The organism is Acinetobacter lwoffii, from assembly GCF_024129115.1.
Classification (GTDB): Bacteria; Pseudomonadota; Gammaproteobacteria; order Pseudomonadales; family Moraxellaceae; genus Acinetobacter; species Acinetobacter lwoffii_T.
The window spans coordinates 71,155-85,617 of the sequence record NZ_JAMXXO010000003.1; the positions used below are offsets into that span (position 1 = coordinate 71,155).

General features: G+C 45.9%; 10 protein-coding genes. 5 read left to right on the forward strand and 5 right to left on the reverse strand.

Features of this window, described 5'->3' with window-relative positions:
- The first annotated feature begins 426 nt into the window (after positions 1-426).
- A complete protein-coding gene (gene omp33-36 / locus NI470_RS04535; RefSeq protein WP_253147859.1) occupies positions 427-1,320 on the forward strand; it encodes a porin Omp33-36 in 894 nt (297 codons plus the stop codon).
- 68 nt (positions 1,321-1,388) lie between these two features.
- Here the strand turns inward: omp33-36 and NI470_RS04540 are convergent, their stop codons facing one another.
- From NI470_RS04540 to NI470_RS04555, 4 genes are all read right to left on the reverse strand, one after another.
- On the reverse strand, positions 1,389-3,359 hold the full coding sequence (locus tag NI470_RS04540) for a BCCT family transporter (protein WP_253147817.1): 1,971 nt from the start codon (positions 3,357-3,359) through the stop codon (positions 1,389-1,391).
- Positions 3,360-3,536: 177 nt separating this feature from the next.
- On the reverse strand, positions 3,537-4,253 hold the full coding sequence (locus tag NI470_RS04545) for an ion channel (RefSeq protein WP_253147818.1): 717 nt from the start codon (positions 4,251-4,253) through the stop codon (positions 3,537-3,539).
- A gap of 245 nt (positions 4,254-4,498) precedes the next feature.
- On the reverse strand, positions 4,499-6,205 hold the full coding sequence (locus tag NI470_RS04550; protein ID WP_004729195.1) for a cation acetate symporter: 1,707 nt from the start codon (positions 6,203-6,205) through the stop codon (positions 4,499-4,501).
- A gap of 1 nt (position 6,206) precedes the next feature.
- Entirely contained in the window at positions 6,207-6,539 is a 333-nt protein-coding gene (locus NI470_RS04555) for a DUF485 domain-containing protein (RefSeq protein ID WP_086044221.1), read from the reverse strand.
- A gap of 182 nt (positions 6,540-6,721) precedes the next feature.
- Here NI470_RS04555 and NI470_RS04560 point away from each other — a divergent pair, with 182 nt between their 5' ends.
- Complete coding sequence (locus NI470_RS04560) at positions 6,722-10,213, forward strand: hybrid sensor histidine kinase/response regulator (protein WP_253147819.1); 3,492 nt, start codon at positions 6,722-6,724, stop codon at positions 10,211-10,213.
- Between the two features lie 410 nt (positions 10,214-10,623).
- Positions 10,624-11,385 carry a hypothetical protein gene (locus NI470_RS04565; protein ID WP_004281371.1) on the forward strand — a complete coding sequence of 254 codons (762 nt, stop codon included), beginning with the start codon at positions 10,624-10,626 and terminating at the stop codon, positions 11,383-11,385.
- An 89-nt stretch (positions 11,386-11,474) separates the two neighbouring features.
- Here NI470_RS04565 and NI470_RS04570 read toward each other — a convergent pair whose 3' ends face one another.
- Positions 11,475-12,125 carry a response regulator gene (locus tag NI470_RS04570; RefSeq protein WP_004281370.1) on the reverse strand — a complete coding sequence of 217 codons (651 nt, stop codon included), beginning with the start codon at positions 12,123-12,125 and terminating at the stop codon, positions 11,475-11,477.
- Between the two features lie 374 nt (positions 12,126-12,499).
- Here NI470_RS04570 and msuE point away from each other — a divergent pair, with 374 nt between their 5' ends.
- Together msuE and sfnG are read left to right on the forward strand one after the other, a co-directional pair.
- Positions 12,500-13,234, forward strand: a complete 735-nt coding sequence (gene msuE / locus NI470_RS04575; protein ID WP_253147820.1) for an FMN reductase — start codon at positions 12,500-12,502, stop codon at positions 13,232-13,234.
- 26 nt (positions 13,235-13,260) lie between these two features.
- Positions 13,261-14,373, forward strand: coding sequence for a dimethylsulfone monooxygenase SfnG (gene sfnG, locus NI470_RS04580; RefSeq protein ID WP_253147821.1), 1,113 nt, complete (start codon positions 13,261-13,263; stop codon positions 14,371-14,373).
- Positions 14,374-14,463: the final 90 nt, after the last annotated feature.

The window sequence follows — 14,463 nt, forward strand, 5'->3', positions numbered from 1 at the left end:
ATTCAGCTCAAAAAACAGACATCCACTTTAAGACCCAAGCTGATTATGCTCTAAAATCAAGCAATCCAATCAAAGACCTGATGCGCCAGACATCTTGCACTTCTTGACACATTTATGAATTAGCTCACTTATTTTTAATTGTTTTAATAGATAATTATATTAAATTCAATCGTATTAAATGATTTAAATAACAACATAATTTCTCCTTAATCTTTAGTCAAAAATCTATATTCAAAGTCTAGCTTTTTGTTATACAAGAGTTTTTATCTCAAATGGCTTCCGAGCCTAATACTTTAATTTTACACAAAATTAATACAATGATTTAGCTTAAAAAAATAGCGATTTCGAATTGGATTGACTTAATAAATTGTTACAATACAATGTGTTCCAAAGTTGCACACATCTTGTAACAAAACGGTAAATATCATGAAAAAACTCGGTTTAGCCACTGCTTTATTATTAGCCATGACCGGTGCTCAAGCATATCAATTTGAAGTTCAAGGTCAGTCAGAGTTCATCGACAACACTGCGAATGAACAGAATTTCACTGGTGCGGTTCAAGGTACTTACTACTTCAACAATGTTGATGCTTCTAAAGGTCCTTTAGCTGAAGCTGCTTTTTTAAACCAAGCATCTAATGTTTCTTTAGCATATAACTATGGCGAATATGATGAAGCGGGTCTAGACATCGTTTCTCATACATATGGTGCTAAAGCTGAAGCATATATCCCGACTAAACTTGTTCCTGCTTATGCAAGTGCATCTTATAACCACACCATTAATGACAGCAAAAATGCACTTGAAAATGATGACAATGGCGACCGCTATGCATTAGAACTGGGTGCTCTAGTTGCTCCTAACTTCTTGGTGGCTGTGGGTTATACTAGCGTTGCTGACCAAACTTCTTATGATGCATTCAACATTCTTTCTAATGGTGTTGTTAAAGCTGGCTTAGAATCTGAAACAATTGATGAAGACCAAGATGCAATCACTGCCCGCACTAAATATGTAGGCGCGATTGACGGTACTAACATGTCAATTGGTTTTGAAAGCGGTTTAGTTTATGGTGAAGATACTGCCTACAACTTAGGTACAACTCTTTTCCTTAACCCACAGTTAAGCGTTGGTGCTTCTTATATGGAATCTAGCTTTGCTGGTTCTCCAGACAAAGCTTGGGGCGCGAACGTAAACTACTTCATTACTCCTGCTGTTGCAGTTGGCGCATCTTATGTAAATGCTAACTACGAAGCAAATCTTGCGCAAACTGCTCAAGTTCGTGATACTCAAACGATCGGCGTAAATGCCAAATTCCGTTTCTAATTTCTGATTAGATTCTGAATCAAAAAAGGACGCATATTGCGTCCTTTTTTATTGTTTTATGACTCTGTTTACTCAGGCGTACGTACCAGACTTAAGAAGTGCAAATGACGTTCATATTGATCAATGATATCCTGCAATAGATCTTCTTGCGTCCACTCCATCACATCATAACCCTGCCCACCTTCTCTTAAAAAGACTTCTGCCTGATAGGAATCTACGCTCGCATTCTCTAGTTCAGCCATAAAGCTTGGACTTAAAGTCTGAGTGGCATTGACCTGATAGATAAAATTAATTTCATCCTGATGATCAACACGGAGCTGTATACCGTCTTCTAGCGGGCTAATCGCTACATGTAATCGGCGCCGTTTCAATTCACTTTGAAAGCTGAGAAATGCCTTATTCACCGTATTGTGAATATACTGCTGCACCTCTTCCTGAGTATGCGGATAATGCATGATCAGGCCTAAGCGCTGTTGCCAGCTGCGTGGATTCTGGATCGCACGCGGGGTAATCCGTGCGGCTTGCAGTGCATGCATTTTGGTGACATCCAGATGTAGGGCTTTGATTAATCCCCAACACATCAGCAGCATAATAAATGTAAATGGCAAAGCGCTCATAATCGTGGCCGATTGCAAGGCCTCTAAGCCACCGGCCAGCAAAAGGATGATGGCTAATAAAGCCATGAGTACGGTCCAGAACAGACGCTGCCAAGTCGGTGAATTATCACTTTTCGCTGTCAGATAATCAGTCACCAATGCCCCTGAATCGGCAGAAGTCACAAAGAACAGCATGACCAGTAAAGTTGCAATGATGCTGGTCACTGAGCTGAAAGGCAGATTGTTCAGAAACTCAAATAGGGCCACTGATGAATCACGCTGAACTGCCTCTAATAAGCCAGTATTGGCTTCATGCATAATGCTGTACAGTGCGGCATTGCCCATAAAACCCATCCAGATCAGGGTAAATCCGGTCGGAATCAGCAATACACCCACGATAAATTCACGAATACTGCGCCCTTCCGAGACCCGGGCAATGAACATCCCGACAAATGGCGACCAGGAAATCCACCAGGCCCAGTACATGATGGTCCAGCCGCCAATCCAACCACTTGGCTGATAGGCATACAGATTAAAGGTCATGCTAAACAGATTAGAGACATACTGGCCGGCATTCTGAATAGTCGTCTGTAACAGATAAATACTCGGACCTGCCACAAAGACAAAGATCAGCAACAGCAGTGCAAGCACCAAATTTAGTTCAGATAAACGTTTAATTCCTTTATCTAATCCAAAAAATACGGAAGTCGCTGCCATGGCACTCACGACAATGATCAGGATCACCTGAGTGCTAGGGGCCTGTTCCACACCAAACAGGTAATTCAAACCTGAATTGATCTGTGTGACCCCGAAACCCAGTGTGGTGGCGACACCAAATACCGTACCAATGGTGGCAAAGGTATCCACGCCATCTCCAATTGGGCCATAGATCTTTTGACCGATCAGCGGATACAAGGCCGAACGGATTTTTAAAGGTAATTGATGCCGATAAGCGAAATAAGCCAGCGACAGGCCAACAAGCGTATAAATTGCCCAGGCATGTAAACCCCAGTGGAAAAAGGTCACCCGCATAGATTGCTGTGCAGCCAGCACAGTTTCCGGTTCACCGGCAGGTGGCGTAACATAATGCATCACCGGTTCGGCCACACCAAAGAACATCAGTCCAATCCCCATCCCTGCGGTGAATAACATCGCAAACCAGGAGGCACTGCTATATTTCGGTTGACTATGATCAGGCCCCAGTTTGATTTTACCCATGTCTGACAGGGCAATATAAATCAGAATGATCAGAAATAATGCCACTGACAATACATAGAACCAGCTAAAGGAATTGGTAATCCACTGGTTTATTTGCTGGGTCAGCAGTGAAAAAGCATCTGGTGCAAAGACGACTAAAGCTAAGAAAATCGCAATAATCGTGACGGTACTAATAAAAACATTTGGATTGATATTGGCAAACCAAGATGGTTTTGTGGAAGGCATACATCCCCCATTTTTAATAAATTGAATTGCCGTGAGGCTTACATCATTATTGACAAGTACAAACGATCTCGCAGAATTTACTGCTGTAATAGATACGTTTGATTTTCAACATTTTAAAATGTAAAGACGAATAAAGCAGTGAAGTTACTGTAACCCGATCATTCCAAGGGTTGTCTCTTACTCATCCGGACTTCTATGTTGATTTTCTGCACTATTTTGTTTAGGCAGATGGGAAATATAATGTAAAGCAATCAGGCGAGAAACAATCAGGGCCAAATACATCACCCCGACAAACATCTGGATAATTGCCAGCATCCGTGCCAGCGGACTGACCGGCATCACATCCGACAAGCCCGTGGCGGACTGGACACTAAAGCTGAGAAAGATCAAATCCAACCAAGGCTGATGGGCTTGCAAGTCAGGATCTGAAAAGCTGTAAGGCACCCATAACTGGCAGACACTATAAAGAAAAGCAAAGCCCCAGGCCAGTAAGGTAAATACCGCTCCAGCGGCAAAGAGTTCATCTTTGGTAAGATAGCGGTCATGGAACATATAACGCAGTAGGCCATAGGCTGCACTAAAATAAGCACCAGCTTCAAACAGGTGGGCGGTGACATGGATCCAGGTATAACGCAGTCCCAGCACAATCAGGGAGGAAAAGAGAATTGCGCCGGCGACAAAGCTGAGTCCTAAAATGGTAAACATCGGAGTCTGGCGAATGACTCTGGCAATCACCAGTAAAACCAGAACACCGAGTACCCAAGTTCCCGCCCGATAAGACACGCTTTCATAACTCAATACCGACAAGAGCAAGATCAGCAATTGCAGGCACAACAGCCATGCCGAAGGCAAATGGGTAAAGCTGTTCCAGAACTGCTGCAGAGATTGCTTCATAATGCCCTTCTTGTTGCTCTTCTTGTTACTATCTTCATGTAGGGAATACATTGTTATTGTTAACAGCTTTTAACATAGCATCCTCAAAGCCACTTGCAGATATACGATTTGTATGAAAATTACTGAAATAACACTGCACAAATCCAGCCAGCTCAATGCAATACGGCATTTATCCTAAAGAAAAAACTTGATGATATCTCCATAAAAAAAGCCCCTGACGGGGCTTTTTTAGCGTAGCGCAGATCTTAGTGATCCGATGCGCCTGAGATACCAATACCGGTTTGTGAGCGTACAAACTGCGCATCAAAGGCTTTGCGTTCTGCCTGAGCCTGTGCCGAATTATCCGTCACAGAGAACAACCAGCAGCACAAGAATGACAATGGCATCGCGAAGATTGCAGGACCATTGAACGGGTTCACTGGCGTATCAGAAATACCCAAAGTATCGACCCATACTGCTTTAGACAGCACAATCAAGGTTACTGCGGTTACCAGACCTGCAACACCACCAATCACTGCACCACGTGTCGTCAAGCCTTTCCAGAACATAGACAATACCAGTACCGGGAAGTTGGCACATGCCGCAACAGAGAATGCCAGACCGACCATGAAGGCTACGTTTTGTTTCTCGAACAGAATCCCGAGAATCATCGCGAAGATCGCAAGACCTAAAGTCGCAATCTTAGACATACGTAGTTCCGATTCAGGCGTGGTTTGGCCTTTCTTCAACACGTTGGCATACAAGTCATGCGAAATTGCTGAAGCACCTGACAGGGTCAAACCTGCAACCACTGCAAGAATCGTGGCAAATGCAACTGCAGAAATAAAGCCCATGAACAGGTCGCCGCCCACTGCATCAGACAGGTGCACCGCCGCCATGTTATTACCACCCACCAGCTCCAGCTTGCCAGTCACAGCCATTTTCGCAACATCAAGGAATTGCGGGTTGTTCGATACATATAGAATCGCACCAAAACCAATGATGAAGGTTAATAGGTAGAAATAACCAATAAAACCTGTAGCAACTACGACTGATTTACGCGCTTCTTTGGCATCTTTTACCGTGAAGAAACGCATCAGGATATGTGGTAGACCTGCGGTACCAAACATCAATGCCAGACCTAAAGAAATCGCATCAATCGGATTAGATGCCAGACTACCCGGACCCATGATTTTGGTCGCATCTGTCAGGCTCAAATCATGTACTTTTGAGTAGACACCAATCGCCTGTTCAAACATGTTGGTAAAGCTGAAGCCCACACCTTTCATAACCATGAATGCCATAAAGGTTGCACCAGACAGCAACATCACCGCCTTGATGATCTGTACCCAAGTGGTTGCCAACATACCGCCGAACATCACGTAGGCCATCATCAACAAGCCAACGATCACGACTGCAATGTTATAGTTCAGACCGAATAGAAGTTTGATCAGCTGACCTGCACCCACCATCTGTGCAATCAGATAGAACGCGACCACAACCAGTGAACTTAAAGCAGCCAAGGTACGTACCGGTTTTTCCTGCAAGCGGAAAGACACTACGTCTGACAGGTTGTATTTACCCAGGTTACGCAGACGTTCTGCCACCAGGAACAATACAATCGGCCAGCCCACCATGAAACCCAGTGAATACAGCAAGCCATCAAAACCGGACAGGAATACCATCGCGGAAATACCCAGGAACGATGCAGCTGACATATAGTCACCGGCAATCGCCAGGCCATTCTGGAAACCGGAAATACCGCCACCGGCAGTATAGAAGTCTTTAGTATTGGTGGTTTGTTTTGCTGCCCATTTGGTAATAAACAGCGTAGCACCTACGAAAATCACAAACATGATAATCGCGTGCCAGTTGGTCGCCTGCTGTTCTGCTGCACCCAGATCGGGACCAGCGAATGCAACGCCTGAAGCCACTATCGTGGTCGCCAGGGCAATAAGAGAATTCCATTTCATCTTAGTGGTGTCCTTTTTCATGCGCAATCGCTTCGACTTCACGGATTGCTTCTTCAGTCAATTGATCAAGTTTGTTATTGGCAATGTAGGAATACACACCACACAAGATAAACGACAGGACAATGATACCCAGACCAAGTGGAATACCCCACGTGGTCACACCACCTGAAATTGAAGACAGTAGAAATTCTTTGTTGTAACCAACCAGCAACATGAAACCCACATAGACAAATAGCATAATGCCGGTCAACGTCCAGCTGAGCGTACTTTTCTTGCGGACCATTTCCTTGAATTTTGGATTTTGTAGAATTCGATCTACTTGTACCTCATCCATAATTACTCTCCTGTAGCCCAACCTTGGGCTGCCTATTTTTTAATTCGAATTATCACTGTTGCAAATTAACAATAATCGTAGGTGTTTGTAATTTAGACTTTGGTCGTTAAAAAATGATCAATTTAAACTGTAGCGTTCACGATGCGTTATCATAGCGGCATGCTCAGTACACATCAGGCTATATGAACAGTTGGCTCATCATAGGGGTACTCGCCCTCTATATCGCATTACTCTTTATCTGCGCTTTCTACGGGGAAAAACATGCCAGCCGGCTGAGTACCCGTGGGCGCATGCTATTGTTTAGTTTAACTTTAGGAGTGTACTGCTCCTCCTGGACCTTTTATGGCGCCACGGGTGCTGCGGTACGTGAAGGGATTATTTTCCTGCCGATCTATCTGGGTCCCCTGCTCTTCGTTGCCGTCGGCTATGACATCTGGCGCCGTCTGGGACGGGTGCGGCAGCATCATGCCATTTCTTCGATCGCTGACTTTGTCGCAGCACGCTATGGTAAAAGTGGTCCCCTCGCCTCGCTGGTAACCATTCTGGCGGTAGTGGCGATTGTGCCCTATCTGGCCTTGCAGTTACGTGCCATTGCCTTAAGTGCCGCCGTCATTCTAGAACCTTCCGCAGGTGTAACCGGCACGACCAATGGCGTACTGTTTCTGACTGGGGTTCTGGCAATACTGGCGATGATGTTTGGTACCCGGCAGATTGCCAATACTGAACAGCATGGCGGCCTGATGCTGGCCGTGGCATTTGAGTCTTTTGTCAAACTCTTCGCCCTGCTGGCAGTTGCCTGTTTCTTTATGTTTGAAGCACCAGAAAATCTGGCACAGATCAGTAGCGATATCAGCACTACTTTTCATGATGTACAACTGTTTGGCGTGCCACAAAGTTTCTGGATTCAGACCCTGCTCGCGGCACTGGCGATTATTTGCCTGCCGCGTCAGTTCCATGTAGCTGTGGTTGAGCTACGTGATGAAAAACATATTCGTGGTGCGCGGCGTTGGTTTGCAGTTTATTTGATTCTGACTACCTTGGCGATTATTCCAATTGCCAGCTGGGCGCTACATGCTGCACCGCAATATCTGGCCATTCCGGATGTGGCGGTCCTGTCCTTACCACTTAGCTATAATCAGGACTGGTTGACCTTATTGGCATTTCTGGGTGGTTTCTCTGCCTCTACCGGGATGCTGCTGGTGTCTTCCGTGGCACTGTCAATTATGCTCAGCAATGACCTGATCATGCCGGCGTTGTGGCGTTTAAAGCTGATTTCCCGGCATGACAAACGCTTGCCGTTGGTGCTGAAATTTACCCGCCGGGTCTGTATCCTGGGTGTGATGTTGATGGGCTTCCTGTTCTTCAACTTCTTTAATGATATTGACCAGCTGTCAGTTTTTGGCCTGTTGGCGTTTAGTGCGGTGGCACAATTCGCCCCTGCCCTGATCGGCGGCCTGTACTGGCGTGGCGGCAGTAAACAGGGTGTATATGCCGGATTGTTGACCGGTTTTGCCTTGTGGGCTTATACCCTGCTGTTTCCGACCATTTTGCGCAGCCTGCCCGAAGCCTATAGCAGCTTTAGTCAAAGCCTGCTGAATCAAGGTCCTTTTGGCTGGAACTGGTTAAGACCGGAAGCCCTGATCGGTTTTGAGTCTTTTGATCCGCTCACGCATGGAGTAGTCTGGGCACTGGGCTTAAATACCCTACTGTATATCTGGATTTCCCGTATTTTCCGCCCAAGTATTGCCGAACAGATTCAGGCCGAAAGTTTCTTCTATTATGAAACCAAGCCACTACCCTCGCAGAGTCCTTCTAACGAGGTCAGCTATTCGCATCAGGATGTCGCCCGTTTAAAAGTCGGTGATCTGATTACCCTAGCTAAACGCATTACCGGCGAAGGCCCAACCACACGCGCTTTCCAGCAGTTCTGCACCCAAAACAGTGTTGAGCTGAATGAAAACAGCAGTGCCAATGGCATGTGGTGGCGTTTCACCGAACAGTATCTGGCCGGAACTATCGGGGCCGCTTCGGCACGTACCCTACTGACTACGGCAATGGTCAACAATGGTTTGGCATTGGGTCAAGTCGCCAATATTCTCGATCAGGCCTCGCAATGGCAACGCTTCAATCAGAACCTGATCATGACCATGATTGATCACATGACCCAAGGGGTCAGCGTAGTTGATGAAAATATGTGCCTGGTAGCCTGGAACAATCAGTATCTGAAACTGTTCGATTATCCGACCGATATTGTCTATGTCGGTTGTCCGATCGCCGACCTGATCCGTTATAATGCTGAACGTGGTGAATGTGGCCCAGGCTCGGTTGAAGAACATGTACGGAAACGGATTCACTGGATGCAGGTCGGCAGTGCCCATGAATTTGAACGGATTCGTAAAGATGGCAGGGTGATTCAGATGCGCGGTAATCCGATCGAAGGCGGTGGTTTCGTAACGACCTTCGCAGACATTACAGCTTTCCGTGAAAATGAAGCCGTACTTGAAGCCCGGGTTCAGGACCGTACCCAGCAGCTGGCCGATGCCCTGTCCGAGCAGCAACTGGCGCGGGAACAGGCGGATAAAGCCAATATGTCGAAAAGCCGCTTCATTGCCGCCGCCAGTCATGACCTGTTGCAACCAATGCATGCTGCGCGTCTGTTCAGTACCGCCCTCGAACAAAGCGTGCAAAATGACGAAGACCGCAAGACCTTGCAGCAACTGGATCGTGCCCTGCATGGTGCAGAAAGCATGCTGTCTGCCCTGCTGGATATTGCCCGACTGGAAGGCGGGACCATTCAGCCGAAACGTCAGGCTTATCCGCTGCATGACCTGCTCAGCGATCTGGAACTCCAGTTCAAATCCATCGCTGCACAGCGTGTTATCAAGTTCAGTGTGCATGATGCACAGTTCTGGATTGATACCGATCCGCAATGGATTCGCCGGATTATCCAGAACTTTGTCAGCAATGCCCTGCGTTATACCGCCAAAGGTAAAGTGGTGGTGGGTGTGTTACGTTCGAGTAGCAGACCGAATCATATCCGCATTGGTGTCTGGGATACCGGACCCGGCATTGCCGAAGAACAGCGCATCAAGCTGTTTCAGGAATTTGAACGTTGCGGCCACACCTCGCCTTGGGGTGAACAGGGTCTGGGCCTAGGTTTGGCGATCGTACAACGCATGACCAGCATGCTGGACTATCCGGTACATGTGTCTTCTGCGCTGGGTAAAGGTTCCTGCTTTATGATTGAAGTGCCTGTGATCCAAGCACCAAAAGTTGTCGCAGCACCGGTTCAGGCCGTACCTTTAAAGAGCAAGGCCTTTAAGATTCTGTGTCTGGATAATGATGAAACCATTCTGGAAGGCATGTCGACCTTATTGACCAAATGGGGCTATCAGGTATTTAAAGCCACCGAACCTGAGCAAGCAGCCATGCTGATTCAGCAGGAAAATATTCAGGTCTGGCTGGTGGATCAACATCTGAATCAGGACAAGATCGGTCTGGATTTCATTCTGGAACATCGTTCGAAGGATATTCCGGTCGCGTTGATTACCGCCGATTCCGATCCGGAATTGCCGCAACGTCTAAAAGAGCTAAACATTGTTCTGCTGAAAAAACCGCTGAAACCGGCCTCATTACGTTCATGGTTATCTGGACTGAAAATTTCCGACTCCTAAGTAGATAACGATCTGATCAATGCCCATTTCACACCCTGAAATGGGCATTTTTTATACTCAACTGCCACATAAACTTACCTAGCTTGCATAAAATTTATTCTAATGTGCTAAAAGCAGCAAATATGCCGAAAATACAGCTGAATAAATTGACCAAAATGCTCATTTTTTAATTCACTATGGCAAAAACTGACGAATGTATTAATGTACATGTGTACACTTAGTTACAATTAATTATCTTATTGTTTTTAATAAAAATTAAAGAGTAATTTTCCACTACTATAACTTTAGTCGTATTTTTATCCCTTGTACTTGGCTCTAAAAATAGAGAAATAAGAAACGATCAGTTTCCATCTCATGTAGCCTTAATTTTTTTGGTCGCTGATCTATTTCTGCATATCGGAGTTCTTCACATGAACATAGATCAAAACCAGGGCCTGAATCAGACCCAGCAGTTTCACCGTCAATATGGCGCCAACGCCTTATTGCCAAGCATTGACTGGGCACAGATCTTTAAATACAGCAAGCTGAATGATGCCCAGTATCAGGCACTGGAAACGCTGTATCAGAGTGCAGTACCCCTGGCACTGCAAGTCTTTGATGAATTACATTTTGATGTCTTTGAACCTTATGCCTACAAGCCGCAAGGTCTGGGACTATTTGAAAAGATTGCTGAACAGGAAGACAAGCTGATTCAGTCTTTAGAAGCTGAAACAGAGGACCTTCCAGCAAAAACCCGTCATCAGATCTGGAGCATGTTGCTGCGTGGTGGCGCGGTACTGGTCTTTAAGGCCTGGCTGGGTAAAGTCAAAAATGAAGAAGATTGTCTGGACACCAGCCAATTTGATGAGCTGTCTGATCTGTTATTTATCAAAACCTGCCCACATGAGCTGGCGCAGCGTTTACATGTCGATCCGAATACGCGCGACGAACATGTCTTCCTGATGTATGACAATGAAGTTTATCTGGATCGTTTTAACAGTCTGGAAACTGCGGCACTGTTTGTGGATCTGGGTGTATATGATGCGACTTTCCTGAGTCTGCGTGATGATCGCGTGGCGGAATATCTGAAATCGAAAGGTTATGTCACTGAAGAGCAAATTGACGAATTGCAATGTGCCTTAAATCCATTGTTTTGTGATGATTTCACCCGCAAGCAGGATTATATCGCCTAGCTGACTCAGGCCTTTGCACTCAATTTTTCAGATTTCACCCATAAAAAAAGACCTCCAAGGAGGTCTTTTTCAATTCGGCTATGCAGAACTTACATTTTGCGGTCTTCAATATTCAGTGCATTAATGGCCAATACCGCTTGTGTCCGGTTTTGTACTCCGAGTTTACGGAAGATTGCCGTCACATGCGCTTTAATCGTCGCTTCTGACACATCCAGTTCATAAGCAATCTGCTTGTTTAATAAACCTTCAGCCACCATCATCAATACCCGGAACTGTTGCGGCGTCAAAGACTGGATCCGTTCTGCCAAAGCCGTTTCATCGGCAGCACGCGGATCAAAATTCATATTGGCTGGCAGATTTGGTGGTAACCAGATTTCACCTTCCAGCACTTCACGAATCGCTTCACCGATATGGCTTGGGTGGGCAGATTTAGGAATATAGCCCATTGCACCATGCGCGATCGCACGCTGGATAATGCTGACTTCTTCATGTGCAGACACGACAATAATCGGTAAAGACGGATATTGTGCGCGGACATGCACGAGGGCAGAAAAGCCGGAAGCGCCCGGCAGGTTTAAATCCAGCAGCACAAGATCAGGCTCAGGGCCATTTTCTAGACGTTCATAAAATTCATTGACTGCCGCAGTTTCATGAATCTGGGCTTGTGGCAGGCTATAACGTACAGCTTGAATCAAAGCATGACGAAATAGTGGATGATCATCAACGATTAAAATATTCATAGGCAACGTGAGAGATCTTGGCACGGTAGTCCCTATTCTAACCACACAACCCGGTTAAGGATATGCAAGACACTACAATTTTTAAAATAATATGCAGTTTTTCTTCAAAATTGCTCATTTTTGCACTATTGCAATAATTGTTTAATTCTCATCACTTTTTTATATATCACTTATTCCTCACTGAAAAAGCTTATCTTTATTCAATATAAATATAGATATCATTCACTTATAAAAAAATTCTCCTTAAGAATCGAGCCTTTGTCGTATATCGCAAAATCAGATAACTTTTCAGCCTTTCGTTATTTTACAGCCCTTCGCTGAATCGGGATTAATAGGGTCATTCCGAGATTACCCCTATTTTTCAGGTTCTAAATATGTCTAATTTTAATGCGCAAAAACCCTTAAATATTGTGGCCGTATCTGGCGGTTTAAATCATCCCTCAAAAACCGAAGCCCTGGTTCAGGCCATTCTGGATGAGCTTGGAGAAGCGACACTGATCAATGTGCATTTCATTAAATTTAGTGAAATTGGTTCGCTCTTGGGCGGCGCGATTTATCGCAATCAGTTGCCGCAACGCGTTCAGGATGAGCTGGCAGCAGTAGAAGCCGCAGATGCGCTGATTGTTGGCACTCCTGTGTACCGCGCTTCATTTACCGGCCTGTTCAAGCATTTCTTTGACTTTGTCGAACAAACGGCGCTGGTCGATGTCCCGGTATTACTGGCGGCTTCTGGGGGCAGTGACCGTCATGCGCTGGTGCTTGAACATCAACTGCGTCCCTTATTCAGCTTCTTTCAGGCACAGACTTTACCGATTGGCGTCTATGCTACCGACCGTGATTTCACCCCTGAATATACCATTCACAGTGAACTGCTTCGCGACCGGATTACCTTAGCCGTGGCACGTGCCTTGCCGATTCTTGAATGGGCACCAGCCAAAGGACAACGTGCTGAAGTCATTAAAGAAAAAACCATTCAAGCCAGTCAAAATCTGGGCATTAACAAGCAGATCGAACAAGAAGAAGTGCTGCCTTCAGCAGCCGTGCCGAGCCTGGATGCCGCAGAATCACGTTTACATAGCAAGAAAGCACCAAAGACTCAAGTGGCTTGAATACAGCATTGCAAGGGGTGATGAATATGTCGAATGATAAAAATATCGTATTTGCCTATTGGGTGCCGAATGTCAGCGGTGGTTTGGTGGTCAGTAACATCGAGCAGCGCACCGACTGGAGCTATGATTATAACGTGCGTCTGGCACAAACGGCTGAACAGGCAGGCTTTGATTATGCCCTGACCCAGATCCGTTTTACTGCCGGCTATAACGCAGAAAACCAGCATGAATCGGTGAGCTTCAGTCATGGCATTCTAGCCAAAACTGAACGTCTGAAAGTCATTGCCGCGATTCTACCGGGTCCATGGAAGCCGGCACTGGCTGCAAAACAACTGGCGACGATTGACCATCTGAGCAATGGCCGGATCGCGATCAATGTGGTCAGTGGCTGGTTCCGCGGTGAGTTTGATGCGATTGGGGAAGAGTGGCCGGAGCATGACGAGCGTTATGCCCGTTCGGAAGAATTTATCCGTAGCCTGAAAGGGGTTTGGACCCAGAATAACTTTAATTTTGAAGGTAAATATTATCAATTCAAAGACTATACCTTGAGTCCAAAACCGCTACAAAAACCGCATATTGAAATCTTTCAGGGCGGCAGTTCCCGGGCAGCACGTGATATGGCTTCGCGTGTGTCTGACTGGTACTTCACCAATGGCAATACCCCGGAAGAGCTGAAAAAACAGATCGATGATATTCGTGAAAAAGCCAAGGTCAACAATCACTCGGTGAAAATTGGTGTAAATGCCTTTGTGATTGCACGGGATAGCGAAGAAGAAGCGCAGGCTGTATTGCAGGAAATTATTAGCAAGGCCAATGTGCAGGCAGTGAAATCTTTTGGTGAAGCCACCCGTGAAGCGGGCGCAGCAAGTCAGGAAGGTGAAGGCAACTGGGCCCAATCCACCTTTGAAGATCTGGTGCAATACAATGACGGGTTCCGCACCAATCTGATCGGGACACCGCAGCAGATTGCTGAACGGATTATTGAACTGAAAAAAGTGGGCGTTGATTTGATTCTGTCAGGCTTCTTGCATTTTATTGAAGAAGTCGAATATTTTGGCCAGAAGGTATTGCCTTTGGTTCGTGAGCTTGAAGCACAACAGGCAATGCCTGTGCAGCAAGAAGAAGCTGAGCCCGTATAATTATTCCAATAAATCTCAGCAGATTCACTCCCTCCCTCAAGGCTCGGCTTGGGGGATTTTTTTATGTGATAAAATTGTTGTCTGGCTAGG